23 protein-coding genes and 1 pseudogene are annotated in these 23,891 nt (G+C 58.7%); 15 read left to right on the forward strand and 9 right to left on the reverse strand.

Annotated elements, in window-relative coordinates; all coding sequences use genetic code 11:
• The first annotated feature begins 6 nt into the window (after window positions 1-6).
• The 4 genes from GA830_RS17840 (at window position 7) to GA830_RS17855 (ending at window position 3,929) form a co-directional block, all read left to right on the forward strand.
• Window positions 7-708 (forward strand): response regulator, encoded by a 702-nt coding sequence (locus tag GA830_RS17840; RefSeq protein ID WP_374939330.1) that lies wholly within the window; start codon window positions 7-9, stop codon window positions 706-708.
• A 225-nt stretch (window positions 709-933) separates the two neighbouring features.
• Window positions 934-2,226 carry an ATP-binding protein gene (locus GA830_RS17845; protein WP_195165034.1) on the forward strand — a complete coding sequence of 431 codons (1,293 nt, stop codon included), beginning with the start codon at window positions 934-936 and terminating at the stop codon, window positions 2,224-2,226.
• A 213-nt stretch (window positions 2,227-2,439) separates the two neighbouring features.
• Window positions 2,440-3,138: a HipA family kinase gene (locus GA830_RS17850; protein ID WP_374939331.1), complete on the forward strand. Its 699-nt coding sequence runs from the start codon at window positions 2,440-2,442 to the stop codon at window positions 3,136-3,138.
• A complete protein-coding gene (locus GA830_RS17855; RefSeq protein ID WP_195163101.1) occupies window positions 3,135-3,929 on the forward strand; it encodes a DUF3037 domain-containing protein in 795 nt (264 codons plus the stop codon). Before GA830_RS17850 ends, GA830_RS17855 begins: the two co-directional genes overlap by 4 nt.
• 186 nt (window positions 3,930-4,115) lie before the next feature.
• Here GA830_RS17855 and GA830_RS17860 read toward each other — a convergent pair.
• From GA830_RS17860 to GA830_RS17870, 3 genes and pseudogenes are all read right to left on the reverse strand, one after another.
• Window positions 4,116-4,283, reverse strand: a pseudogene (locus tag GA830_RS17860) (IS1595 family transposase); the annotation flags it as partial.
• A 521-nt stretch (window positions 4,284-4,804) separates the two neighbouring features.
• Entirely contained in the window at window positions 4,805-5,194 is a 390-nt protein-coding gene (copM, locus tag GA830_RS17865; protein WP_195163102.1) for a CopM family metallochaperone, read from the reverse strand.
• 27 nt (window positions 5,195-5,221) lie between these two features.
• On the reverse strand, window positions 5,222-7,720 hold the full coding sequence (locus GA830_RS17870) for a heavy metal translocating P-type ATPase (RefSeq protein ID WP_195163103.1): 2,499 nt from the start codon (window positions 7,718-7,720) through the stop codon (window positions 5,222-5,224).
• A gap of 166 nt (window positions 7,721-7,886) precedes the next feature.
• Here GA830_RS17870 and arsK point away from each other — a divergent pair, with 166 nt between their 5' ends.
• Window positions 7,887-9,128, forward strand: coding sequence for an arsenite efflux MFS transporter ArsK (gene arsK / locus GA830_RS17875; protein WP_195163104.1), 1,242 nt, complete (start codon window positions 7,887-7,889; stop codon window positions 9,126-9,128).
• 12 nt (window positions 9,129-9,140) lie between these two features.
• Here the strand turns inward: arsK and GA830_RS17880 are convergent, their stop codons facing one another.
• From GA830_RS17880 to GA830_RS17890, 3 genes are all read right to left on the reverse strand, one after another.
• The gene (locus tag GA830_RS17880) at window positions 9,141-9,497 is read right to left on the reverse strand and encodes a tRNA-binding protein (RefSeq protein WP_195163105.1); all 357 of its coding nucleotides are present in this window, start codon (window positions 9,495-9,497) and stop codon (window positions 9,141-9,143) included.
• 1 nt (window position 9,498) lies between these two features.
• Window positions 9,499-9,999 carry a YbjN domain-containing protein gene (locus GA830_RS17885; protein WP_195163106.1) on the reverse strand — a complete coding sequence of 167 codons (501 nt, stop codon included), beginning with the start codon at window positions 9,997-9,999 and terminating at the stop codon, window positions 9,499-9,501.
• Window positions 10,000-10,314: 315 nt separating this feature from the next.
• Window positions 10,315-10,629, reverse strand: a complete 315-nt coding sequence (locus GA830_RS17890) for an accessory factor UbiK family protein (RefSeq protein WP_195163107.1) — start codon at window positions 10,627-10,629, stop codon at window positions 10,315-10,317.
• Window positions 10,630-10,800: 171 nt separating this feature from the next.
• On the opposite strand from GA830_RS17890, the gene lgt reads away from it, so the two are divergent.
• The 6 genes from lgt (at window position 10,801) to GA830_RS17920 (ending at window position 16,406) form a co-directional block, all read left to right on the forward strand.
• A complete protein-coding gene (gene lgt, locus GA830_RS17895) occupies window positions 10,801-11,631 on the forward strand; it encodes a prolipoprotein diacylglyceryl transferase (protein ID WP_374939333.1) in 831 nt (276 codons plus the stop codon).
• Window positions 11,628-12,716: a class I SAM-dependent methyltransferase gene (locus tag GA830_RS17900; protein WP_195163109.1), complete on the forward strand. Its 1,089-nt coding sequence runs from the start codon at window positions 11,628-11,630 to the stop codon at window positions 12,714-12,716. Before lgt ends, GA830_RS17900 begins: the two co-directional genes overlap by 4 nt.
• Window positions 12,717-12,818: 102 nt before the next feature.
• Entirely contained in the window at window positions 12,819-13,613 is a 795-nt protein-coding gene (gene pgeF, locus GA830_RS17905) for a peptidoglycan editing factor PgeF (protein WP_195165035.1), read from the forward strand.
• Window positions 13,614-14,765, forward strand: coding sequence for a M24 family metallopeptidase (locus GA830_RS17910; protein WP_195163110.1), 1,152 nt, complete (start codon window positions 13,614-13,616; stop codon window positions 14,763-14,765).
• A 26-nt stretch (window positions 14,766-14,791) separates the two neighbouring features.
• A complete protein-coding gene (locus GA830_RS17915; RefSeq protein WP_195163111.1) occupies window positions 14,792-15,346 on the forward strand; it encodes a hypothetical protein in 555 nt (184 codons plus the stop codon).
• A 124-nt stretch (window positions 15,347-15,470) separates the two neighbouring features.
• On the forward strand, window positions 15,471-16,406 hold the full coding sequence (locus GA830_RS17920; protein ID WP_195163112.1) for a ribose-phosphate pyrophosphokinase: 936 nt from the start codon (window positions 15,471-15,473) through the stop codon (window positions 16,404-16,406).
• On the opposite strand, the gene chrA is transcribed toward GA830_RS17920, so the two are convergent.
• Together chrA and GA830_RS17930 are read right to left on the reverse strand one after the other, a co-directional pair.
• A complete protein-coding gene (chrA, locus tag GA830_RS17925; RefSeq protein WP_258045500.1) occupies window positions 16,407-17,756 on the reverse strand; it encodes a chromate efflux transporter in 1,350 nt (449 codons plus the stop codon).
• The gene (locus GA830_RS17930) at window positions 17,753-18,562 is read right to left on the reverse strand and encodes a chromate resistance protein ChrB domain-containing protein (RefSeq protein WP_195163113.1); all 810 of its coding nucleotides are present in this window, start codon (window positions 18,560-18,562) and stop codon (window positions 17,753-17,755) included. Before GA830_RS17930 ends, chrA begins: the two co-directional genes overlap by 4 nt.
• A gap of 271 nt (window positions 18,563-18,833) precedes the next feature.
• On the opposite strand from GA830_RS17930, the gene GA830_RS17935 reads away from it, so the two are divergent.
• From GA830_RS17935 to ychF, 4 genes are all read left to right on the forward strand, one after another.
• Entirely contained in the window at window positions 18,834-20,636 is a 1,803-nt protein-coding gene (locus GA830_RS17935; protein ID WP_195163114.1) for a DEAD/DEAH box helicase, read from the forward strand.
• Between the two features lie 177 nt (window positions 20,637-20,813).
• Window positions 20,814-21,452, forward strand: coding sequence for a 50S ribosomal protein L25/general stress protein Ctc (locus GA830_RS17940; protein WP_195163115.1), 639 nt, complete (start codon window positions 20,814-20,816; stop codon window positions 21,450-21,452).
• A gap of 30 nt (window positions 21,453-21,482) precedes the next feature.
• Entirely contained in the window at window positions 21,483-22,214 is a 732-nt protein-coding gene (gene pth, locus GA830_RS17945) for an aminoacyl-tRNA hydrolase (RefSeq protein WP_195163116.1), read from the forward strand.
• An 88-nt stretch (window positions 22,215-22,302) separates the two neighbouring features.
• Window positions 22,303-23,406: a redox-regulated ATPase YchF gene (ychF, locus tag GA830_RS17950; RefSeq protein ID WP_195163117.1), complete on the forward strand. Its 1,104-nt coding sequence runs from the start codon at window positions 22,303-22,305 to the stop codon at window positions 23,404-23,406.
• A gap of 9 nt (window positions 23,407-23,415) precedes the next feature.
• Here the strand turns inward: ychF and GA830_RS17955 are convergent, their stop codons facing one another.
• Entirely contained in the window at window positions 23,416-23,811 is a 396-nt protein-coding gene (locus GA830_RS17955) for a hypothetical protein (RefSeq protein ID WP_195163118.1), read from the reverse strand.
• Window positions 23,812-23,891 lie beyond the last annotated feature (80 nt).

Below are 23,891 nucleotides of genomic sequence, written 5' to 3' on the forward strand. Positions count from 1 at the left end.
AGCGAAATGAATGGGTCGAGCGCGCCTGACGATGATGCACCGCATCTTTTGGTGGTCGATGACGACACCCGCATCCGCAACCTTCTGAAGCAGTTTCTGACCGAGCACGGATTTCGCGTCACAGTTGCAGGCAACGCCGACGAGGCACGGCGGCGCCTTACCGGACTTGATTTCGATCTGATCGTCCTCGATGTGATGATGCCCGGCGAAAGCGGCGTCGAGCTCACCCGCTCACTGCGCGCCGAAAAGGACGTGCCCATCCTGATGCTCACAGCGCTGTCGGAAACCGACAGCCGTATCGTCGGGCTTGAGGCCGGTGCTGACGACTATCTGTCAAAGCCGTTTGATCCGCGCGAACTGATCTTGCGTGTCAACAATATCCTGCGCCGCGGCGGACCGCTGACCACACCCAAGGTCGAGCAGATCGTGTTCGGCCCCTACACATTCCAGATCTCCCGTCGCGAGCTGAAGAGAAGCGGCGAAACCCTAAAACTCACCGACCGCGAGCAGGAGATCCTCGTCATCTTCGCCGAGCGTGCGGGCGAGACCATTCCGCGCCACGAACTGGTGGCCGAGGAGTCAGAAGTCGGCGAGCGCACCATCGATGTGCAGATCAACCGGCTGCGCCGCAAGATCGAACGTGACCCTTCTAACCCGACATGGCTGCAAACCGTGCGCGGCATAGGCTATAAGCTCAGCGTGGAATAAGCGCCAAAGGCGCATAAGACAGCTGTTGTGGAGAGAGCCAGGGTGCTGTGGACGAGATTGACCGGTCTTTTGCCGTCGACCCGGGTCGACGCAACGGCCGGCAGCAAAAACGACCCGCCTGACGGCCTCGCCACGCCGCGCAGCACGCTGCGCACGCCGCGTGAGCAGCTTCGGGCGGGCTGGCGTCTCGGCTGGATCCGCTTCTGGCGCCTGTTCTCGCGCTACATGCCCAAGCGCCTCTATGCGCGCTCGCTGATCATCGTCATCGCACCGATGATCCTGCTGCAGTCGGTCATCGCCTTCATGTTCATGGAACGCCACTGGCAGACGGTAACGCTGCGCCTCTCGCAGGCCGTCACCCGCGACATCGCGGCGATCGTCGACATGACCGAGAGCTATCCGCATGATGCGACCTATTCCAATGTGGTGCGGATCGCGCAGGACCGGCTGGCGCTGAAGATCGATATTCTGCCGCCCGACCCGCTGCCGCCGCCCGGTCCAAAGCCATTTTTCTCCATTCTCGACCAGATCCTGTCGGCCGAAATCACCCGTCAGATCAACCGCCCCTTCTGGATCGATACGGTGGGCGATTCCAACATCGTCGAAATTCGCATCCAGCTTGACGACAAGGTGCTGCGCGTTTTTGCCCGCCGCAGCCAGGCCTATGCGTCGAACACGCACATCTTCCTGCTCTGGATGGTCGGCACCTCGCTGGTTCTGCTGATGATCGCCATCCCGTTCCTGCGCAACCAGATCCGCCCGATCATGAGCCTGGCCGAAGCCGCTGAAAGCTTCGGCAAGGGACGTTCCATGCCGCGCGATTTCCGGCCGCGCGGTGCTGAAGAAGTGCGTCGTGCCGGCGTTGCCTTCATCCAGATGCGCGAGCGCATCGAACGCCAGATCGAGCAGCGCACCGCCATGCTGACCGGCGTCAGCCACGATCTGCGCACCATCCTCACCCGCTTCAAGCTGCAGCTTGCGCTGCTGCCGGGCAAGGACACGTCAGCGCTGAACCAGGACATCGACGACATGCAGTCCATGCTGGAAGGTTACCTCGCCTTTGCCCGTGGAGAGGCCAGCGAGGAAACGGGCCGGCTCGACTTGACTGCCTATTTCGACAAACTCGCCGACGAGGCACGCCTGCGCGGCCGTAGCCTCCAGACCTGGCTTGCCGGCCGGGCCGATGTTCATGTGCGCCCGAACGCCTTTGCACGCCTGCTCGACAACCTTGTCGGCAACGCCTTCCGATACGCCGAAAGAACAGAAATCCGCGCCGTCCACATGCAAGGCTGGCTGACAGTCACCATAGACGACAACGGCCCCGGCATCGCACACGAAGAACGCGAAGAAGTATTCAAGCCCTTTGTACGTCTCGATGAAGCGCGCAACCTCGATTCCAGCGGCACCGGCCTCGGCCTCGCCATCGCCCGCGACATCGCCCGCAGCCACGGCGGCGACATCGCGCTGGAAGACAGCCCGCTAGGCGGGTTGAGAGCGGTGGTGAGGGTACCGGCATAGGGGTGCTCCGCATATTGTACTTCGCGTACCCAAGGCTCGATTCTTCGGGTACAGTAAGTTATGGACATCGGGTTGTAAGACTTGGGGTCTGGGATGCTTGTATGCGGTACGGTATGTCAGCCGGTTGAGGTGCGCCGGGAAATAGAGGCGTTTGCCTCGAGCACCAGTCCGATCCGGGTGAGTACAGATTCAGGCGAGGGATTTCTCAAATCTATGGGGAACCCGATGGGCCCCGCAACACTCATATCGGAATTGGTGTCAGGAGAACTGGCAGCTTGGATTGGCCTCAAGGTGCCACCGTTTGCGATAGTCGACCACTGCCAAATAGACCTAACTATGGTGAAGAATGGCGCGCGCATGGCGCCTCCCATGTTCTTTTCTCGCGCGGTCGATGGGACTCCCCACGATGGGGGAGACACCTTTCTGTCTCGCCTACGTGAACCTGGCGACGTGGCATTGCTTGTAATTTTTGATACGTGGGTCCGCAATTGGGATCGGTTTTTTGACGGCCAAGGCAACGCCGACAACCTGCTTTACGTGAAAGCGGAAGGGCGTCGCAAATACGATCTGGTTCCCATCGATCATTCGAGTTGTTTTATCGGGGACGACGTTGATTTTCCCAAGGGTCCCGCCCCGAAGTCGTGGGTCCTAGACCCAAAGATATATGGTAAGTTTCCGGCATTCGATCCATATATCGATGCAAAGTCCGTTAAACGCGCCCTCCAGAGGTTGTCTCAATTAGAGCGAAATTTCGTGCTTGAAGTCGTTAATTCTATTCCTGCACAATGGGGCTTAGGCCTCGATGCCGCGAATTCTCTGGCCGATTTGATTTGTGGGCGCGCGGAATATGTGGTGAACACAATCTCAGCGCGTTTAGTAGATGAACCGGAAATCCCGGGGCTGGTAAAATGATCCGTGAACCTCAAGGCTATTTTTCGCTTGTTCAATACTCAGAGTTCCCTGAACGTGCTGAGTTTGTGAACATTGGCGTTATCGTGTTCGCCAATGCTTCTGTCTTTGTGAAATTTAGCCACCGCCCGCGTCGTGCGGAGCAAGCGTTCAAGATCCATCTCGGTAACCATTTTCAGCACTTGAAAGAATCGATGGAAGATCGATTGAGGCACGAGTTTGGTAACGGCTGGGACAGGGAAAAAATAGAGAAGTTCATAGCGCTCAGGTCTGGGAAGGTTCGCCTGTCTCCGGTTCGATCTGTTTTGGTTAAAGACCCCGAGGAACTTGTCGGCGAACTGTTTGAAAAACTAGTTGGTGAGGTCCCCAGCCCCCAACGCGGCCAAAGGGTATCGACAAAATTGGCGCAAGCTTTTCGTACGAATGGTGTCGAAGATTTCCTCGTCAAGCCTGAACCCGTCCACCTTTCTGGGGGCGTAAAGATCGAGGTTCCCTTCGCTTATCAGAATGGAGCCTTCAATCTAATCGACACCGTATCGCTTGCAGGTGAGCCGGACAAAGCGCTCAATCGCGCCAGCCCGCATATGATAGAGGGGGAACTGCTTTATCAAGAAACCGCCCTCGATCGGCCCACCCAATTGGTTGTCGTTGGAGACGACGCACAGACGCAGGATGCGGAATTCTTAAACATGATTACGGATCAAATGGCTCGTCACCATGTCCGTTTTTATACCCTAGACGAGATCGGGCCGTTGGTTTCGGATATTCGCCAGAACTACGTTCTACATCGTTAATTCTGGTTCGCCGCTTTGCAATTTTGTTGGGTGCAGTTTCGAAATCCTTTTCTCCTTCATCAACATTAAGCTCCCGAGCGGTCTCCTTGAACCGCTCGGACTGCTCTTTCTCACTAAGCTTCGTCGCCCTTTCTCCGCTTGGCTTTCGGGCGGCATTTGGAGGGTCGCCAGACACCATAGGGCTTCTCACCTTGCACTAGTCGTTTCATAGGTCAGGCGCTTGCCGACGACACCATCAAGGATGCGGTCAGCGCCGGCTTCACCGTTCACGCCAAGGGCCACGCGGGAATTGTGGCGGAAGTCGAATTCCACAAGGTAGCGGTGAAGGTGTTTCTCGGCGCAGTGATCTTCTACCCACCAGTCGCAAGCGCATCGATCAGCGGCACCCGTCGCGCGCCGGCTGGGATAAGTTGATTTGGATCGAAGGAACCGATTCTTCCACCCAATCTATCCACCCCCCATCACCCCTCCCGCATAGTTCCCCGGCTTCTCCTTTCGGAGCGTTGGTCATGACGGTGGCTGGCGGGGGGGAAGTCGATGACCGGGAAAGGCGGCTAGCGTGGCCGGTGGAACCGGACGTCCGACCAGAGTCTCCAGATTCCCCGTGTCGTCGGGGACGAGGCGCCGTATGTCGTGCGCCGGTACCGATACCTCCGGCATGGAGCCGGGTTAAGCAGTCCTATGACTAGGAGATGGAAGGACGAAAAGACATCGGCGGGGCGCTAGCGAAAGCGCCATTTCTACCGGATTTACAACCACAGCGGTGCTGACTTTAGCGCCCCGCCTCCACCCTTCTTCAAGGGCCAGACGCGACAAGCGGGCGTGGCAACGGGCACGCATGCCCGCTGCCGGATTGGAAGGCGTCTGCCGGATCGTTACTGCGCCTTGTGCTTTTCAATCCACGCGGTCAGCTGGGCAATCTCGCGTTCCTGCGCAGCAATAACTTCCTCGGCCAGCTTGCGGATTTCCGCGTCCTTGCCATGCTCGAGAACGGTGCGCGCCATATCGATAGCCGCCTGATGATGCGGGATCATGCCAACGGCGAAATCAAGATCGGCATCGCCCGTATAGGCCTGGGCGGCCATCTCGCCATGCATCTTGTCCATGGCTTCCTTGTATTCTTTGGTGGAAGTGGCTTCGCTTCCCATGGTGGCAGTCATGGTGTGGGTAGAATGATCGGTCTGCGCGTTGGCCGCTTCCAGAAAGACACCGGCGCCAAAAGCCAGCGTAACGGCGAGGAGAACAAATTTTTTCATGAGGTTCATAATAGATTTCCTTTGTAGGCGTTGACGTTAGAGTTTGAGAGTTCGCAACCGAAGCGCGTTGCCGATCACCGAGACTGATGACAGGCTCATCGCCGCTGCCGCCAGCATTGGCGACAACAATGTGCCGAAAATGGGGTAGAGGACACCTGCCGCAACGGGAACCCCTAACGCATTGTAGAGAAAAGCGAAAAACAGATTTTGCTTGATGTTGCGGATGGTTGCCTGCGCCAATGCACGGGCCCGGATAATGCCGTTAAGATCACCCTTAACCAGCGTGATGCCGGCACTTTCAACAGCGACATCCGCACCCGTTCCCATCGCAATTCCGACATCAGCTGCAGCCAGCGCTGGCGCATCGTTCACCCCGTCGCCCGCCATCGCAACCTTCGCGCCCTTGGCCTGCAACTCATCCACCAGCGCCTTCTTCGCCTCGGGCAACATGCCGGCACGTACATCGTCGATGCCAAGTTGCCGGGCTACCGCGCGCGCTGTCACCTCATTGTCGCCGGTCGCCATCAGGATGGTCAGCCCGGTCTCATGCAACGCCTTGATGGCCGCGCGGGTCGTCTCCTTGATCGGGTCAGACACTGCAACCAGGCCCGCAAGTCTGCCGTCGATGGAAACGAACATCGCCGTCTTGCCATCAGCGCGCAACGCATCGGCCTGGCCTTCCAGCGCGCCGATATCGGCCTTCAACAGTGTCATCATCGCGTCATTGCCCAGCGCAACCGCCTTGCCGGACACTGTTCCTGCAACGCCCTTGCCGGTTGTCGCCTCAAACTCGCTGGCCGATGAAAGCGTGAGCTTCCGCGCCTCAGCTCCCTTGACGATAGCTTCGGCGAGCGGGTGCTCGGAGCCCTTTTCCAGACTGGCCGCGAGCATCAGAACCTCGTCCTCAGCAAAGCCTTTAGCGGCAATCACATCGGTCAGTTTCGGCTTGCCCTCGGTCAGCGTTCCGGTCTTGTCGACGATCAGGGTATCAACCCCGGCAAAGCGCTCCAGCGCCTCTGCATCGCGGATCAGGACGCCAGCCTGCGCACCGCGCCCGGTCGCCGTCATGATTGACATCGGCGTAGCCAGCCCAAGTGCGCAGGGGCAGGCAATGATGAGAACCGACACCGCCGCCACAATGGCATGGATCATGCTGGGCTCCGGCCCGATCAAGGCCCATACGACAAAGGCCAAAAGCGCCACCAGCACCACCGCAGGAACGAAATAGGCAGCCACGCGGTCTGCCATTCCCTGTATCGGCGCACGCGAACGCTGTGCCTTGGCCACCATCTCGACAATGCGCGACAGCATCGTATCAGCACCCACCTTTTCGGCGCGCATCACCAGCGTGCCATTGCGGTTCAGCGTGCCCCCAGTCAGGCCATCACCTTCATTTTTTTCAATCGGCAGCGGCTCGCCGCTGATCATGGATTCGTCCACGGAAGAGCGACCCTCAGTCACAATGCCGTCAACGGGAACGCCCTCACCCGGCCGGATACGCAACAGATCGCCGGCTTGCACATCTTCCAGCGGCACATCTGTCTCAACCCCATCAGACCCGACCCGTCGCGCAGTTTTGGGCGCGAGATCAAGCAGTGCCCGAATGGCCGAGCCGGTGCGCTCGCGCGCCTTCAGCTCCAGAACCTGCCCGAGAAACACAAGCGCTACGATAACCGCGGCTGCTTCGAAATAGACCGGAACAGTGCCACCATGGCGGAAACTATGCGGGAAGATATCCGGAAAGAGCGTTGCAACTACGCTGTAAAGATAGGCCGCTCCCACACCGATGGAAATCAGCGTCCACATATTCGGGCTGCGGTTGACCAGCGATTCATAGCCACGGTGAAAGAACGGAAGAGCCGCCCACAGCACCACAGGCGTGGCAAGCGCAAGCTCCAGCCAGACGGCTGTCCGCTCACCAATCCAGTCACGCAGAGGCAGCCCCACCATCGGCGCCATGGCAATGATGAACAGCGGCAGCGCAAGCACAGCACTCACCCAGAACCGGCGGGTGAAATCCACCAGTTCGGGGTTGGGCCCCTCATCGCCGGTCGGCACGCCCATCGGCTCCAGCGCCATGCCACAGAGCGGGCAGGAGCTTGGCTTGTCGCGCACAATTTCAGGATGCATCGGGCAGGTATATTGCGTGCCAGCCGGCATCGGCTCAGGTGCCGGGCGGTCGCCCAGATATTTTGCGGGCTCCGCCTCGAATTTCTGTTTGCAGCCGGAAGAGCAGAAATAGTGCCCCACCCCCTCATGCCGGTGAAAATGTGAGGCGGTCGCGCGGTCCACCTTCATGCCGCAAACGGGGTCAATCGCGGTCACAAACGGCTCTGGCTTGGCAACGAATTTGTCATGGCAAGAGGTGCTGCAAAAGTGAAACTCATGCCCCTCATGATTGGCAGTTGGCTTGCCCGCCTTGGGATCAACTGTCATTCCGCACACGGGATCGCGCGTCACCGACAGGCCCGCAGCCGGCTGCTTGCCAGCGCAGCACGATCCGCCATCATGGTGATCATGTTTGTGGGTTGTCATGGCAGGCTCCGCTTCATTTTTCATCAGGTTGAGGCATAGGTAGTCTTTCCAGCAACTGGAAGGTCAAGAGCCAAACTGGCGTATCGCCAAAATGGCTTGGTCCATTGCTCGCCTGTCACATAATGGCGGATAGACGAAGGTGCTCCCCAAGCTACATAGGCCTGCAATGCGTATTTCCGACCAAAATCTGTCTTATGTTGTATGGGGCTTAGGCGCGACCCAGATCATCGGCTACGGCACGCTCTATTACAGCTTCAGCATTCTTGCCCCCGAGATGGCCACAGATTTTGGCTGGGCACTGGAATGGATCTATGGCGCGCTATCGATCGGCCTTCTTGCTGGAGGCTTCGCCGCGCCCTTGTCCGGGCGGCTGATGGACAGATTTGGCGCGGGTCAGGTCATGGCAGTGGGCTCCGTCGCCGCCGCTCTGTCCATGTTTGCAACAGCGCTTGCTCCCAATGCCGCCATATTCGTCGCATTTCTGCTTGTCATGGAAGTGGCTTCGGGCCTGGTCCAGTATAATGGCGCCTTCGCCTTGTTGGTGCAGGTCGCTCCCAACCGCGCGCAGCGCTCCATCACCCATCTGACCCTTATCGCAGGCTTTGCCTCAACTTTGGCTTGGCCGCTGACAAGTTGGATGCATACCGACCTGTCATGGCGCACGGTCTATATTGTTTTTGCTGCGGCAAACCTTCTGATCTGCCTGCCGGTGCACTGGAAACTTTCGCGCCTCACCCGTCAGCGCATGACCGCCAAGGCACCACAGCTCGATCCGGTCGCCATAGAGGAAGTCGACACACCCCTGCCCCCTGAAGAGCCGTTGGAAATCGTCGAAGGAAGCCTGCCGCAGGCAGATCGCCGCAGAGGTTTTATCTTCATGGCAGCAGGCTTCACGTTGATGAGCTTCGTGCTCTCCGCACTCCTGGTACACATGGTTCCGATGCTTACCGCAGTCGGCCTGGGGACTGCGGCTGTGCTGGTCGGGACAATGTTCGGACCAGCACAGGTCTTTGCGCGCTTCATCAACATGACTTTTGGCAAAAACCTGTCGCCATCGCGCCTGGCGATCCTCTCCGCCTGCGCGTTACCAATGGCGCTCGCCATCTTGTTGGCAACAGCGCCATGGCTGGCTGGTGCATTCCTATTTGCCGTGCTGTTCGGCGCAGGATCGGGTCTCAACAGCATCGTGCAAGGAACCTTGCCACTCACATTGTTCGGTAGCGAAGGCTATGGGGCCCTTGTCGGGCGCGTATCCGCAATACGGCTCGTTGTATCCGCCGCAGCCCCCTTCATCTTCGCATATGTAACGGAACAATTTGGCGTAACAACCGCACTTGGCGCTGCCATCATCATCGGTGTCGCATCGGTGCTGGCTTTCGCAGCAGTCGCGCGTCTGGCAGACAAATGAAGCGCCAGACGCCTAAAATAGCCGTCCGCCGTTCGGCACCCGACGCTCAATCGCGGCCAGCACCACTGCACCCTCTTCATCGGGCATGCCAAGGGTGAGAACCTCTGAAATAAAAGGTCCAATCTGGCGCGGCGGAAAATTGACCACCGCCATCACCTGCCGCCCGACAAGCGTGTCCGGATCATAATATTTGGTGATTTGGGCCGAAGATTTTTTGATCCCGATTTCGGCACCGAAATCTATTTTCAGCTTGATGGCCGGTTTGCGCGCCTCCGGAAACGGCAGTGCCTCAACGATAGTGCCAGCACGGATGTCGACACGATCAAAGTCAGCAAAGCTGATCTCGGGTTTGTTCTTGCCGTCGCTCAAGCTAGGCGTTGCCGAAGGTTTCAAACAGCACACCAGCCAGCGCGTCCTTCGCCGAAGTGCCGGACCAGACGACAAACTGAAACGCCTGGAAATAGCATTCGCAGGCTTCAAGCGCGCTCGAAAGAAGTACCTCCACCTGCTGGCTGGTCGGCTCCGCACCGCCGGCAAGCAGCAGCGACTGGCGGAACATGATCGCGCCTTCCTGTTCCCAAAGGTCAAAATGCCCGAACAGCATCTGCTCATTCACCAATGAAAGCAGGCGCATCACTTCAAGTGTGCGGTTTTCCGGAACCTTGATGTCAAAAGCGCATGCCAGATGCAGCGCCTCAAAATCTTCCATCCAGGAAAACGAGACATGATAGTCCGTCCATGTGCCGACCACCGAGATGGAAATCTCGTCGTCTCCGGTGCGCTCGAACGCCCAGTCATTATTGTTCGCAACCTGCTCGATGACATCAACGGGATGGCAATCGCGGGCAAGTTCGATCTCGAGAAGTTCCATGAATATGCTTTCCTGTCGTTCTGGGAGCGTTACCGCACGCTCCCGGGAGGGCACACGACAATTTTGGATAACTCAACAACGGGCAGGACCGAGCGACATCCGCATACCGGACCTGACCTGCCCGCCCGCATGACCCGTCCCCGAATCATACAACAAATTCAGTCTATTGATGCGGAGTCGCGGCGCCAGTGCCTTTTTGCGCAATGCAGCACAGGGGTGTGGACAGACGCTGTCGCAAAGATTCATGCACGCCGGATAAGCGATTCACGGCAAAGCGTTTTTCGTGACAGGCCCTGTGGACAAGTCCGATGAAAATTATTTTTGAGTTGGGGCCCGGCTGGCCTTTTTAGCCGCCGCTGCGGAAGGTTTGGGTGGCGCATCTACCCCAAGTCGGGCTTCCAGCGCGGCAATCCGTGCCTCAAGCTTCTTATTTTCTGCCCGTGCCTTAACCGCCATGTCGCGCATTGCGTCAAACTCTTCGCGCTGAACCACATCCATGCCGTTCAGCATTTTCTCGGCCTGTGATTTGAAAGCGGTCTCGACCTCGCGTCGTACCCCCTGCGCGGCGCCGGCTGCATCGGTCATCAGCTTGGCGAATTCATCGAAAATACGGTTCGGTCCGGTGTTCATGACAGGCAAGCCTCGCGTTTCCATTTGAAATAAGCGTCCAACCCGGCAAATGCAAGGCAGAGCGGTGCGGTACCTCGCTGTCTTGACCCTGCCCTAAGGCTGGACCATGGTCCGCGCCTAATCCCCTTTTCGCTCACGGATACCGCCTTGCCTGAATCGTTCCTGCTCCCCATGACCGCCCTCGCCTTCCCCAACATTGATCCGGTCATCGTCCAGATCGGTCCGCTGGCAATCCACTGGTATGGCATCGGCTACATTGTGGGCATTCTGTTTGCATGGTGGTATGCCAAGCGGCTCATTTCCAACACCCGTCTTTGGCCGAACGGCACCACTCCCATGAAGGCGATCGACCTCGACGATTTCGTCATGTGGGCGGCAATCGGCATCGTTTTGGGTGGTCGGCTTGGCTACGTGTTGTTTTATGATTTTCAGCGTTACCTCGCTAATCCTCTGGATATCGTCGCAGTCTGGCAAGGCGGCATGTCGTTCCACGGCGGCTTCGCCGGAACCACGCTGGCCATGATCCTGTTTGCCCGCGCCCGCGGCATCAACATCTGGACACTCTTCGATGTGGTGGCAGCCGGCGTGCCGGTTGCGCTGGGAACAGTACGTGTCGCCAACTTCATCAATTCCGAGCTTTGGGGCCGGGTCACAGACGTGCCCTGGGCTTTTGTGTTTCCCACCGGCGGTCCATTCCCGCGCCACCCGAGCCAGCTCTATGAGGCGGCGCTCGAAGGGCTGCTCCTGTTCATCGTGCTGCGGATCCTCACTCATGGATTGCTCAAACTGAAAACCCCAGGATTCGTGGCCGGGGCCTTCGTCACCGGCTACGGCCTGTCACGCATTTTCGTCGAGTTTTACCGTGAACCCGACGCCCAGCTCGGCTACCTCGCCGGCGGCTGGCTGACCATGGGCATGGTTCTCTCCGTGCCGATGGTACTGGCCGGCATCTGGGCGATGCTTTCAGCCAGGCATCGCGTGGCACGCCCCACCACGCCATGACGGCGCTGAAGAACCGTATCCAACGGTTGATAGCAGCATCCGGGCCGATATCTGTGGCCGATTGCATGGCGCTGTGCCTCGGCGACCCGGAACATGGCTACTACATGTCCCGCGAACCGTTCGGCACCAGGGGCGACTTCACCACGGCGCCCGAAATCAGCCAGATGTTCGGTGAACTGGTAGGCGCATGGTTGGCCGGTACATGGGAAGCACTTGGCCGTCCCGAAAAACCCGTTGTCGCCGAAATCGGGCCCGGCCGTGGCACGCTGATGCAGGATGTCTTGCGCACCGTGAACAAGATCAAACCTGAACTTTGCGACAGCGGAAGCTTCGTCATGATCGAGACGAGCCCCCGCCTGGTCCAGGCCCAGAAATCGACGCTTTTGGCCTACGCGGACCGGATCACCTGGATCGGCAGCGTCGACGACCTGCCGCATTCGCCACTGTTGATCATTGGCAATGAATTGTTCGACGCTGTGCCCACACGCCAATACGTAAAAACCTCCGAAGGCTGGCGCGAGCGCATGGTGGGGCTCGACGAAGATGGCAACTTGAGCTTTCAGGCAGGAACCGGTTCACTCGACCCTGCATTGTTGCCACCCGGCTCCAGCGAAGCTTCTGGCGGCGCAGTTTTCGAGGTCGCACCGGCGCGCGAAAGCCTGATGCAGACAATCGCCGAACATATTGGTCGCCATGGCGGCGCAGGGTTGTTCCTCGACTATGGCCACACGCAATCGGGTCTCGGCGACACGCTGCAAGCGCTGCGCAACCACTCTTATGACAACCCGCTTGCTCATCCTGGCGAAGCAGACCTAACAACCCATGTCGATTTTTCCGCCCTTGCAGAAGTTGCTCGTCGGGCAGGCCTCGCGGCTTTTACCGCACTACAGGGCGATTTTCTCATCTCGATGGGCCTGCTCGAGCGCGCCGGTCAGCTTGGGGCAGATGCCTCGGAAGACCTTCGAAACCGCCTGCGAGGCGAGGTTGAGCGCCTGGCGGGACCAGATCAGATGGGCACTCTGTTCAAGGTTCTGGCACTAGGGCCGCGTGGGACGATTCCGTTGGGATTCACCTTGGCGCATTGACGGCTACGCCGTTCCTGCCCCACTGTCGTGCCTTCCGGATCCCGCGGCCCGATGGGGCCAAAAGGTCTTGACGAATCCTGCCCCGGACACGACAAGGCAACCATGCTCGATCCGACAAAACCTCACCCACTCGAGTCCCCGATGTTTGATGAGGCGGCACACGCCGGCATTAAGCACGCCTTTTTCACACGCACCGGTGGCGTCTCAAAAGGGCTCTATCACGGGCTGAACACGGGCGTCGGCTCCAATGACAATCCAGAACATGTGGCTGAAAATCGCAGGCGCGTGGCGCAATGGATGGGCGTTGGCCCCGAGAGCCTGCTATCGGTCTATCAGATTCACTCACCCGACGTCCTTGTCGTTCGCGAGCCTTTCGGCCAGCCGCGCCCCAAGGCTGACGCCATTGTAACAGATCGGCCAGGGCTGGCGCTGGGTGCATCGGCAGCTGATTGCGGACCCGTTCTGTTTGCTGATCCTGCCGCGCGCATCATTGGCGCGGCACATGCCGGCTGGAAAGGCGCGTTCACCGGTGTCCTGGAAAATACCATTGCTGCCATGGAAGGTCTGGGCGCAAAACGCGAGAATATCGTGGCAGTGTTAGGCCCCTCCATCAGTCAGGCAAAGTACGAGGTCGGGCCGGAATTCATCGCCCGTTTTACTGATGCCGACCCGGTCAACGCGCGTTATTTCATTGCCTCGGAGAAAGAAAGCCACGCGCTTTTCGATCTTAATCTCTATACGGTCGACCGGCTCGCCAGTGCAGGCGTGCAGGCCGGACAGCTTGGCCGATGCACCTATGCTGAGGAAGACCTTTTTTATTCCTACCGTCGCGCCACGCATCGCGGCGAGGCGGATTATGGACGGCTGATTTCTGCTATTTGTCTGGAGGAAAAGTGAATGGCGCTGCATTTTGAACGCGCGGAGTTTGACGCCCGTCGCGACCGACTCACCATCGAAATGGCCGAAAAGAAGCTCGACGCAGTGCTGCTCTTCGCACAGGAGAGCATGTATTGGCTGACCGGTTATGACACGTTCGGCTTCTGCTTCTTCCAGTGCCTGGTCGTGAAGGCCGATGGCTCGATGGTTTTGCTGACGCGTTCGGCCGATCTGCGCCAGGCGCGCCACACCTCGACCATCGAAAACATCGTTTTGTGGACCGACCGCGACGGCTCGAACCCGGCGCTCGATCTGCGCAACCTTCTTAATGACCTCGACCTGCTGGGCGCGCGCATCGGCATAGAATACGACACCCACGGGTTGACCGCGTTCAACGGACGCCGTGTCGACGAGCAGATGCAGACCTTTGGCCAGATCGCCGACGCCTCAGGCATCGTTTCAAGACTGCGCCTGTTCAAGAGCCCTGCTGAGATCAAGAAGGCCGAAAAAGCCGGCGCGCTGGCGGATGACGCACTCGATGCTGCCCTGTCACTGATCAAGCAGGGGGCCGACGAAGGCGCCATCCTGGCGGCGATGCAAGGCGCAATCTTCGAGGGCGGTGGTGACTATCCGGCCAATGAATTCATCGTCGGCTCCGGTGCTGACGCGCTTTTGTGCCGCTACAAGGCCGGCCGCCGCAAGCTGACCAAGAACGACCAGCTGACGCTGGAATGGGCCGGCGTATACCATCACTATCACGCGGCCATGATGCGTACCGTCTTGACCGGAAAAGTCTCCAAGCGCCATCAGGAGCTTTACGACGCTGCCGTTGCCGCTCTGGAGGCCGTCGAAAAGGCGATGACGCCAGGCAACACGTTTGGCGACGTATTCGACGCCCATGCCAGGGTGCTGGAAGCGCGCGGCCTGACAAAACACCGGCTCAACGCCTGCGGCTATTCGCTAGGCGCCCGCTTCACCCCTTCCTGGATGGACATGCCCATGTTTTACCAGGGCAACCCCGAGCCGATCGCGCCTGACATGACGCTGTTTGCACATATGATCATTATGGATTCCGATACCGAAACCGCAATGTCGCTCGGCCGCACCTATCTGACCACTGATGCACAGCCCAAATCACTGTCGCGCCACGGCCTTGATCTGATCGTCAAGTGAAGCCCACCGTGGGGAGGCCTTCCAGAATGACGCGAACGGCCTCTCCCCGGTCTGCACTCCACCTCGCAGCGTTGATGGCTCTGGCGCTGGCTGCTTGCACCAGCCCGGAAAAGGCGCTCGATCCCTCAGCCATCAAGCCTGTCGACAGCGTGGACGCAACGGTCGATGCTGCGGCCACGTCGGCAGCGCCTTCGACAGCGCCGGGAGCATCTCTGGCTCAGACAAGCATTCAGCTGGCGCCAGTTGTCGGCCCGACGGTCGAGGCCGCAAAACCGCTTTCAGCACGCATTGTCGAAAAGGTCGCCGAACGCGGCATAATACTGGCCGGTGCCAACGGGACACCAACGCTTGTGCTGAAAGGTTATTTCTCAGCCATGACCGAGGCTGGCCAAACCACCGTCATCTATGTCTGGGATGTGCTCGACACCAGCGGCAACCGGTTGCACCGCATACAGGGCCAGGAAAAGGCTTCGGCAAACGCGGGCGATGGCTGGGAAACTGTAACTGCGCCAATGATGCAGGCAATCGCCGATCAGACTGTCGACAAGCTTTCGACATGGCTTGCGACCCGCGACGGGTGACCAGACTGCGACAATTAACGCTTTCTCCGGGAAAAAGCGCATTTTTTGCTGCATCGGCTTGCATTGACAGCCCACGGCGCTAAAAGCCCGATTATCCGGGACGGGCAATTGCCAGGAACTTTGCATGAAACTTTTTGCGGGCAATTCCAATCGGGTCCTGGCCGAAGGCGTCGCACGATATCTCAACATTCCGCTTGGCAAGGCTAGCGTTCGTCGCTTCGCCGACCAGGAGATTTTTGTCGAGATCCAGGAAAATGTGCGCGGCGAGGATGTCTTCATCCTGCAGTCGACATCCTTCCCGACCAACGACCATCTGATGGAGCTCTTGATCATGATGGACGCGTTTATGCGTTCATCGGCAAAGCGCATCACTGCGGTCATCCCCTATTTCGGTTATGCGCGTCAGGATCGCCGTGCCTCCGGTCGCACGCCCATCTCGGCCAAGCTTGTCGCCAATATGATCGCCCGCGCCGGCGCCAACCGCGTTTTGACGCTTGATCTCCACGCTGGGCAGATCCAGGGCTTTTTCGACATTCCGACCGACAATTTGTTTTCGGTGCCAGTCATGGCGCGCGACGTAAAGGCCAAGTACAAGCAACTGGCCAACGTGATGGTCGTTTCGCCCGACGTAGGCGGCGTGGTGCGCGCTCGTGCGCTGGCCAAGCGCCTTGATGCGCAGCTTGCCATCGTCGACAAGCGCCGCGAGCGCCCGGGCGAATCCGAAGTAATGAACGTCATCGGCGACGTGGCCGGCAAGGATTGTCTGCTGATCGACGATATCGTCGATTCCGGTGGTACCTTGTGCAATGCCGCCGAGGCTCTGCTGAAAAATGGCGCGACCAGTGTCACCGCCTACATCACCCATGGCGTGCTTTCGGGCGGGGCGGTTGCCCGCATCGGGGCGTCCAAATTACAGGAACTGGTGATCACCGATTCCATACAGCCATCGCAGGGTGTTCTCGACGCGCCAAATATCCGCGTAGCCTCAATAGCCGACTTGATCGGCGAAGCGATCTCGCGCACCGCCACCGAAGAATCGGTATCAAGCCTGTTCGACTGATCAGCTGCCGAAAGTTCCGCGCAATACCACGCCGGCCAGAGCCGCTGCTCCCAGCACGACAATCATGTTGGCGTGGTAGCGAATAAGCGCAATGCCGGCGACAAGCGCAATACATGCCGCCGTCGCGTCAAAGCTCTGCCAATCCGGCACGGGCAGGGACGCCAGACCAAAATCGGTCTCGCCAACCCGGTCGAAAAGCACGTGCATGGCAAACCATACCGCCAGATTGGCGATGATGCCCACCACTGCTGCCGTCACTGCGGCCAGCGCACTTGCCAGCCAGCGTATGCTGCGCAACGTCTCGACATAGGGCGCGCCGACAAAAATCCACAGGAAGCACGGTACAAACGTGAACCACAGTGTGGTGACGGCGCCAAGCATTCCGCCAGCAAGCGGCGCGAGCCCTGAAAGCCGCGCGCCACCCAGAAAGCCGACAAACACCAGCACCAATATCAGCGGCCCGGGTGTTGTCTCGGCTAACCCAAGCCCGGTCAACATTTCGTCGGGTTGCAACCAGCCATGCACCTCCACAGCCTGCTGCGCCACATAGGCCAGCACCGCATAGGCACCACCAAAGGTGACGGCGGCCATCTTGGAAAAGAAGCTTGCCTGCTCCGCATAGACATTGCCGGCACCGAACACGGCATGAAGCGCGACCAGCGGCGCAAACCATATGAACAGCCAGACCGCAAGCGTCGAGGCGAACCGTTTTGCTCCTGGCCGTGTCCATTCCGGCATCTGCTCAAGTGAGACGGTTCGCACTTCGGTACCCGAAGGCACGCCGTCCCGGCCCCGGGCCAAATGGTACAATGCCCCGCAAAAAGCTGCGCCCAGCACAATCAGTGGAAAAGGTACCTTGAAAACGGCAATGGCCACGAACGCAAGAACTGCCAGCGCAACCATGAACCCGGATTTCAGCGCGCGCTTTGAGACCTTTATGAGTGCTTCGAGAACGACCGCCAGAACCGCCGCCTTCAGCCCAAACAACAATCCCTCGACGAGCGGAACGTCGCCCACCAGCATATAGATCGCCGACAGGAGCGTGATGACCAGCGCGCCCGGCAGGACAAACAACAGCCCTGCCATCAGCCCACCGCGCACGCCATGCAGAAGCCAGCCTGAATAGGTGGCCAGTTGCATCGCTTCCGGGCCGGGCAACAACATGCAGTAGTTTAGCGCATGTAAAAAGCGCGGCTCGTCGAGCCACGCTTTCTCGTCCACCAGGACTTTATGCATCAGAGCGATCTGCCCTGCCGGGCCACCGAAAGACAGCAGACCGATCCGGGCAAAGGTATGGGTTGCCTCAGCAAAAGTCGGCTGAGGCGCTGTCTGAACATGGGTGTCCATCATCCGGCTACCGACCGATTATGGGTTTCTCCGACACCGTGGCGGCACCAGCCATACAGCGCGTCATAGATGACCATGCCTTTGTCCAGCTGCTTCAAATCATCGCCCTCAGTCGCCGAAAGACCGAGCGACAGGGCCAGCAGTCCGGCAGCCTGTGGCGCCAAATCGAGGCGTGCCGTATCGGCAGCCCTGACGATCTGCGCGATGCGTAGAAGTGCCGGATCGATCAAACCGAACTCTGACAGCATGGTATCGAAAGTGCATTGTTCCCCCTGATGCGAATAGTGCACATCATCGATGTCGAAGGGAATGGCTCCCATCTCGGCTGCGACATCTTTCACCCACACGGCATCAACGAAATGAAAGATCGCGAACGGGTCAAAAAAACGCCGCACCAGCCACGGGCACGCTATGCGGTCGATCTTCGGCCGCTCCCGCGTCACCCATAAGCTCGGGACCGGCAGCCCAGGCTCGACATCTCGTGCGGCACGCGAAACAACAGGTCCTCCTGCAGCAATCCAAGCCTCGATACCACCTTCGAGTACGGCTGCTTCGACACCTGCGGCAGCAAGCTTCGCCGCAGCGATCTCACTGACATTGTGTCCGTGCACGCAATAAACCACCAGCGGTCCGCGAGGGTAGAGATGCATCAGTCCGTCTTGCGGGTCCATGTGGTTACGCCAGACAGCGCCAGCAATCCGCGTAGATGCTACCTGAAACACGGCAGAGCGCCGCACGTCGACGATCATCGGGCACCGGTCGGTGCCCACGAGCGAGATAAGTTTCTGAACAGTGATTCTACCGGGCATGGTTGTTTCCTTCGCGTTCCAATGTGCGAAGGCGGAACTTGGGCAACGCCTCACGGGGAGTTCCACCATGCCCCCGATGGGCGTCATAATAGGCGTTCCTGCGGAGGGAGCAATGGCCATCGAAGACGCCCTGCTCCGATGCTGCCAGATACCGCCCAATCCGCTTTTGCTTGCTGCCAAACGATTTGAGCAGTAGGGGTGGTGCAAATGTCGGCCGGAGCGCGCAAAATGCGGCGCAGATGGCTGCCTGTCTCCCGTTGAAAGCCGCTTGATGACTGATTTTGAGAATATGACGCCGGCGCTGGCAAGCGCCCTGGCTGCCAAAGACTATAAGACCCTAACTCCCGTGCAGCTGGCGATGCTGAGCGAAGAGGCGGCAAATGCCGATCTTCTGGTTTCTGCCCAGACTGGCTCCGGCAAGACCGTTGCATTTGGTATTGCCATTGCAAACACACTTTTGGGCGATGCGGAAAAGCTGGGGGCAGCCGACCTGCCGTTGGCACTGGTCATTGCACCCACGCGTGAGCTGGCCATGCAGGTCAGCCGTGAGCTTGAGTGGCTCTACGCCAAGGCCGGTGCAAAAATAGCCACCTGCGTCGGCGGCATGGAAATGCGCAAAGAACGCCGCGTTCTCGAACAGGGAGCCCACATTGTTGTGGGAACGCCGGGGCGCCTGCGCGATCACATCACACGTGGCTCGCTGGACATTTCGGCGCTGCGCGCCGTAGTGCTGGACGAGGCCGACGAAATGCTCGATCTTGGCTTTCGCGAAGACTTGGAATTTATCCTCGCCGCCGCTCCAGCTGAGCGCCGCACCCTGATGTTTTCGGCCACCGTTCCCAAACAGATCGCGCTTCTTGCAAAACGCTTCCAGCGCGATGCGGTGCGCATCACCGCTGCGGGCGATGGTCAACAGCATGGCGATATTGAGTACCAGCTGATGCTGGTCGCACCACCGGACCGCGAAAACGCCATCATCAACACGCTGCTTTTCGTCGACGCCAAGAACACCATCGTGTTCTGCCACACCCGTGAAGCCGTAAAGCATCTGGCAAGCAGACTGGCCAATCGTGGCTTCGCCGTTGTTGCACTGTCTGGCGAACTCAGCCAGGCCGAGCGCACCAACGCCTTGCAGTCCATGCGCGATGGCCGCGCCCGCGTCTGCGTCGCAACTGACGTCGCCGCGCGCGGCATCGATCTGCCCAATCTCGATCTGGTGATCCATGCGGACATGCCGACCAACCCCGATACACTGCTGCATCGCAGTGGCCGCACTGGTCGGGCGGGCCGCAAAGGCACTTGTGCGCTGATCGTGCCGCATCATCGCCGTGGTAGCGCAGCACGTGTATTGAAGATGGCAAAGCTCGAAGCGGTCACCATCTCCGCTCCGACGGGGGCCGACATCGAGGCCCGCAACCGCCAACGCATCCTCGAGGATCCATCCCTTTCAGAAGCGCCTAATGAAGACGAGCTAACATTCGTTCAAGAGCTGATGGCAGCCCACAGCATTGAAAACATCGCCGCCGCCTACCTGCGTCGCGAAATTGCTGCCCGCCCTGCCCCCGAAGAACTGGTTGGTGGACCTATACGCGAATATAAGGATCGCAATGAACGCACGGAGCGTCCCGAGCGTGATCACACGCCCACCGAGCGCTTTTCGGATGGTGTATGGTTCCGCGTTTCCGTCGGGCGCAAACACCGCGCTGAACCCCGATGGTTGCTGCCGATGATCTGCAAGGCTGGCCACATCACCAAGCGCGAAGTTGGCTCCATCAAAATCCAGGAATCAGAATCCCATTTCGAGATTATCACCGAAAAGGCAGAAGCCTTCGCAGCCGCGGTAAAGAAGAACAGCGCTATTGAAAAGGGCGTCACAATCAGCCGCCTCGAAGGTGGACCGCCGAAGGAAGCTCCGGCCCGCTCAGGATGGAATGCGGACAAGAAGGGCAAGTTCAAGCCCAAGGATGATCGCCCTGCTGGCCCAACCGTCGAAGGCGGTGTACTGGAATTTTCCAGCGACCAGCCAAAAAAGGTAAAAACCAAGCCGCGATGGAAAAAGTCGAAGCCAGCGTGATCCGGGCCACAGCGACCAAATCTTGCGCTCCTGCCCGCCTTCCGCTATAGACCCGCCACCTGCGTAGACACCCTTGGAGGCAACGCAGATGAAGGCCGCGAATTTCGCGGCTTTCGACATTTTCAGCCATGGCACAGCTAGGCTCGAAAATGCTCCAATAACTCGAAAGGAAATGCCATGAGCCACGATACTTATGAGCTCAAGGCCGAAGCACGCGAACTGGTCGGTAAGGGGTCCGCCCGTGAAGTTCGTCGCAACGGTAAAGTACCAGCAGTCATCTACGGCGACAAACAGCCTCCCCTGGCAATCGCCCTGTCCTACAAGGACATTTTCTACAAGATTCACGGCGGCGGTTTTCTGACCACCGTGGCGACGATCGATGTCGGCGGCAAAAAGATCCAGGTCCTTCCAAAGGATTACCAGTTGGATCCTGTCCGTGATTTCCCGATGCATGTGGATTTTCTGCGCGTCGGCAAGAACACGGAAGTCAACGTCAACGTTCCTGTTCACTTCACCAACGAAGAAGCCTCACCGGGCCTCAAGCGCGGTGGTGTGTTGAACATTGTGCGCCATGAAGTTGAGCTTCACTGCCCAGCCAATGCGATCCCTGATTCCATCACGATCGACCTCACCGGCAAGGAAATCGGCGATTCCATTCATATTTCTGCGGTTACTTTGCCGAAGGGCGTAAAGCCGGTTATTTCTGACCGAGATTTCACCATTGCCACGCTCACCGGTTCTTCAGCATCGCGCTCGGAAGGTGCTGATGGCACCGAGACAGAAGGCGAAAGCGAAGTGGAAAAGACCGAGGAATAATCCTCGATCCGGCTTTGGAGTACTGACGCCATGCTTATCTTTGCAGGCCTCGGCAATCCTGGCTCTCAATACGCGAACAACCGACACAATGTTGGCTTCATGGCGGCGGACGCAATTGCCCGCCGCCATGATTTTTCCCCTTGGTCGAAGAAATTCAGTGGACTAATTGCCGAGGGTACAATTGCCGGCGAAAAAGTTCTTCTCGTCAAACCCAAGACTTTCATGAATCTCTCCGGGCAAGCGGTAGGCGAAGCTATGCGCTTCTACAAGCTCACGCCGGCTTCCCTGACCGTGCTATATGACGAGCTTGACCTTGATGCCGGCAAAGTGCGCGTGAAAATTGCGGGCGGGGCCGGCGGCCATAACGGCATCCGTTCCATCGACCAGCATGTCGGCAAGGATTATCGTCGCGTGCGCATCGGTATCGGCCATCCCGGCGTCAAGGAATTAGTCCACGATCATGTGCTGGGCGACTTTGCCAAAGCTGACGCCGATTGGCTGGAGCCGCTGCTCGACGCCATCGCCAATGCTGCCCCGCTTCTCGCCGTTGGCGATGATTCCAGTTTCATGAACAAGGTGACCGTGACGCTACGCAAAACGCTCGAGTCGACTGGCGATCACGACCGCCCGCCGTTCAAGGAGCCCAAGGCGCCGAAGCAGCAGAGCCACATCCGCCAAGCCCGCACTGCGAGCGCACCCCCGAAAATGCCTGAATCTGGCCCGATGGCAGCCATGCTGAAGAAGCTTTTCGGCAAGGATTGAGGTAGGTCCGACTGGGCAAGGGTTGACGTTCATCCGTGCAATCCCCCATAGCCTGATAAAATCTTCGCCACGCGATAGGACTGTTAATATGGGTTTCAAATGCGGCATTGTTGGACTGCCTAACGTCGGCAAGTCCACGCTCTTCAACGCGCTCACCAGAACTGCGGCAGCGCAGGCGGCCAACTACCCTTTCTGTACCATTGAGCCGAATACCGGCGAAGTGGCTGTGCCTGATCCACGCATGCAAAAAATCGCTGCGATCACCAAATCCAAGGAGATCATCCCGACCCGCATTTCTTTCGTCGATATTGCAGGCCTGGTACGCGGCGCTTCCAAGGGTGAAGGACTGGGCAACCAGTTTCTGGCCAATATCCGCGAAGTCGATGCCATCGTGCATGTGCTGCGCTGCTTTGAAGATGATGACATCACCCACGTCGAAGGGCGCATCGACCCGGTTGCCGACGCAGAGACCGTTGAGACCGAACTGATGTTGGCCGACCTCGACAGCATCGAGCGCCGCGTCGTTCAGTTCCGAAAGCGGGCAACCCTAAAGGACAAGGAAGCGCTTACTGTGCTACCTGTGATGGAACAGACATTGGCGCTGTTGCAGGAAGGCAAGCCCGCGCGGCTACTCCTGAAAGGAATCGCGCTGGACGATCTTGAGGTCCTGAAGGGTCTGAACCTTCTCACCTCGCATCCGGTTCTATACGTCTGCAACGTCGCCGAGGCAGAAGCTGCCACCGGCAATGCGCATACCGCCGCCGTCGAAAAGATGGCCGCCGATCAGGGTGCGCACTCCGTCACCATCTCTGCCGCCATCGAAGCTGAAGTTGCCCAACTGCCCGATGAAGAAGCCAACGAGTTTCTGGCGGAGATGGGCCTTGAAGAGCCCGGCCTCGACCGCCTGATCCGTTCCGGATATGCGCTGCTTGATCTCATCACCTATTTTACCGCGGGACCAAAGGAAACGCGCGCCTGGACCATCGAGCGTGGCACCAAGGCACCGCAGGCTGCCGGCGTGATCCATACTGACTTCGAGCGCGGGTTTATTCGTGCCCAGACCATCGCCTATGAAGACTTCGTTCGTCTTGGCGGCGAAAACGCTGCCAAAGACGCCGGCAAGGCGCGTGATGAAGGCAAGGAATACGTCGTCCAGGACGGCGATATCCTGATGTTCAAGTTTAACACTTAAGCCGGAAGATCACCCCCTCGCGTCGCGCTGCAGCCCAACCGCCAAACACAAAGCCAGCATGGCAATGACCGGGAAACCGCTCGGTGCCATGATCAAGCTGGCAACCACTGTCCAAGTGAATAATGACCAGCCGATAAACGGTGGCACCTGCCAACCGGCCCGGTCGGCACGATAGATCACAATCGCGAGCAAAATCGTCGGGACCGCAAAGCTACCGACAGTTCCCCAGAAAATCCCGTTGCTCAGTGCCAGATCAACCGGCTGCGAACGAACCGGCTGCCAATGCTCGAAGGTCCATAAATTGGGCTCAATCCAGCGCATTGCCTCGCTTGGCACATCAACACCAAGTACAATAAGATGAATCACACCTAGAGTAATTAAACCGATACTGCTCCAGCGCACCATTTTGCATCTCTTTCATCTATTATTACGCCATACGGTTGCGTATGTATCTTGTCTCGCCCGACGTGTCCATACGCTGAAGT

The organism is Mesorhizobium sp. NBSH29, from assembly GCF_015500055.1.
Lineage (GTDB): Bacteria > Pseudomonadota > Alphaproteobacteria > Rhizobiales > Rhizobiaceae > Neomesorhizobium.

Bases quoted from the DNA above. Each gene is read 5' to 3' on its own strand.
- GA830_RS17840 (WP_374939330.1), top strand. From the start codon at position 7: ATGAATGGGTCGAGCGCGCCTGACGATGATGCACCGCATCTTTTGGTG.
- GA830_RS17845 (WP_195165034.1), top strand. From the start codon at position 934: ATGCCCAAGCGCCTCTATGCGCGCTCGCTGATCATCGTCATCGCACCG.
- GA830_RS17850 (WP_374939331.1), top strand. From the start codon at position 2,440: ATGGGGAACCCGATGGGCCCCGCAACACTCATATCGGAATTGGTGTCA.
- GA830_RS17855 (WP_195163101.1), top strand. From the start codon at position 3,135: ATGATCCGTGAACCTCAAGGCTATTTTTCGCTTGTTCAATACTCAGAG.
- copM (WP_195163102.1), bottom strand. From the start codon at position 5,194: ATGAACCTCATGAAAAAATTTGTTCTCCTCGCCGTTACGCTGGCTTTT.
- GA830_RS17870 (WP_195163103.1), bottom strand. From the start codon at position 7,720: ATGACAACCCACAAACATGATCACCATGATGGCGGATCGTGCTGCGCT.
- arsK (WP_195163104.1), top strand. From the start codon at position 7,887: ATGCGTATTTCCGACCAAAATCTGTCTTATGTTGTATGGGGCTTAGGC.
- GA830_RS17885 (WP_195163106.1), bottom strand. From the start codon at position 9,999: ATGGAACTTCTCGAGATCGAACTTGCCCGCGATTGCCATCCCGTTGAT.
- GA830_RS17890 (WP_195163107.1), bottom strand. From the start codon at position 10,629: ATGAACACCGGACCGAACCGTATTTTCGATGAATTCGCCAAGCTGATG.
- lgt (WP_374939333.1), top strand. From the start codon at position 10,801: ATGACCGCCCTCGCCTTCCCCAACATTGATCCGGTCATCGTCCAGATC.
- GA830_RS17900 (WP_195163109.1), top strand. From the start codon at position 11,628: ATGACGGCGCTGAAGAACCGTATCCAACGGTTGATAGCAGCATCCGGG.
- pgeF (WP_195165035.1), top strand. From the start codon at position 12,819: ATGCTCGATCCGACAAAACCTCACCCACTCGAGTCCCCGATGTTTGAT.
- GA830_RS17910 (WP_195163110.1), top strand. From the start codon at position 13,614: ATGGCGCTGCATTTTGAACGCGCGGAGTTTGACGCCCGTCGCGACCGA.
- GA830_RS17915 (WP_195163111.1), top strand. From the start codon at position 14,792: ATGACGCGAACGGCCTCTCCCCGGTCTGCACTCCACCTCGCAGCGTTG.
- GA830_RS17920 (WP_195163112.1), top strand. From the start codon at position 15,471: ATGAAACTTTTTGCGGGCAATTCCAATCGGGTCCTGGCCGAAGGCGTC.
- chrA (WP_258045500.1), bottom strand. From the start codon at position 17,756: ATGATGGACACCCATGTTCAGACAGCGCCTCAGCCGACTTTTGCTGAG.
- GA830_RS17930 (WP_195163113.1), bottom strand. From the start codon at position 18,562: ATGCCCGGTAGAATCACTGTTCAGAAACTTATCTCGCTCGTGGGCACC.
- GA830_RS17935 (WP_195163114.1), top strand. From the start codon at position 18,834: ATGACTGATTTTGAGAATATGACGCCGGCGCTGGCAAGCGCCCTGGCT.
- GA830_RS17940 (WP_195163115.1), top strand. From the start codon at position 20,814: ATGAGCCACGATACTTATGAGCTCAAGGCCGAAGCACGCGAACTGGTC.
- pth (WP_195163116.1), top strand. From the start codon at position 21,483: ATGCTTATCTTTGCAGGCCTCGGCAATCCTGGCTCTCAATACGCGAAC.
- ychF (WP_195163117.1), top strand. From the start codon at position 22,303: ATGGGTTTCAAATGCGGCATTGTTGGACTGCCTAACGTCGGCAAGTCC.
- GA830_RS17955 (WP_195163118.1), bottom strand. From the start codon at position 23,811: ATGGTGCGCTGGAGCAGTATCGGTTTAATTACTCTAGGTGTGATTCAT.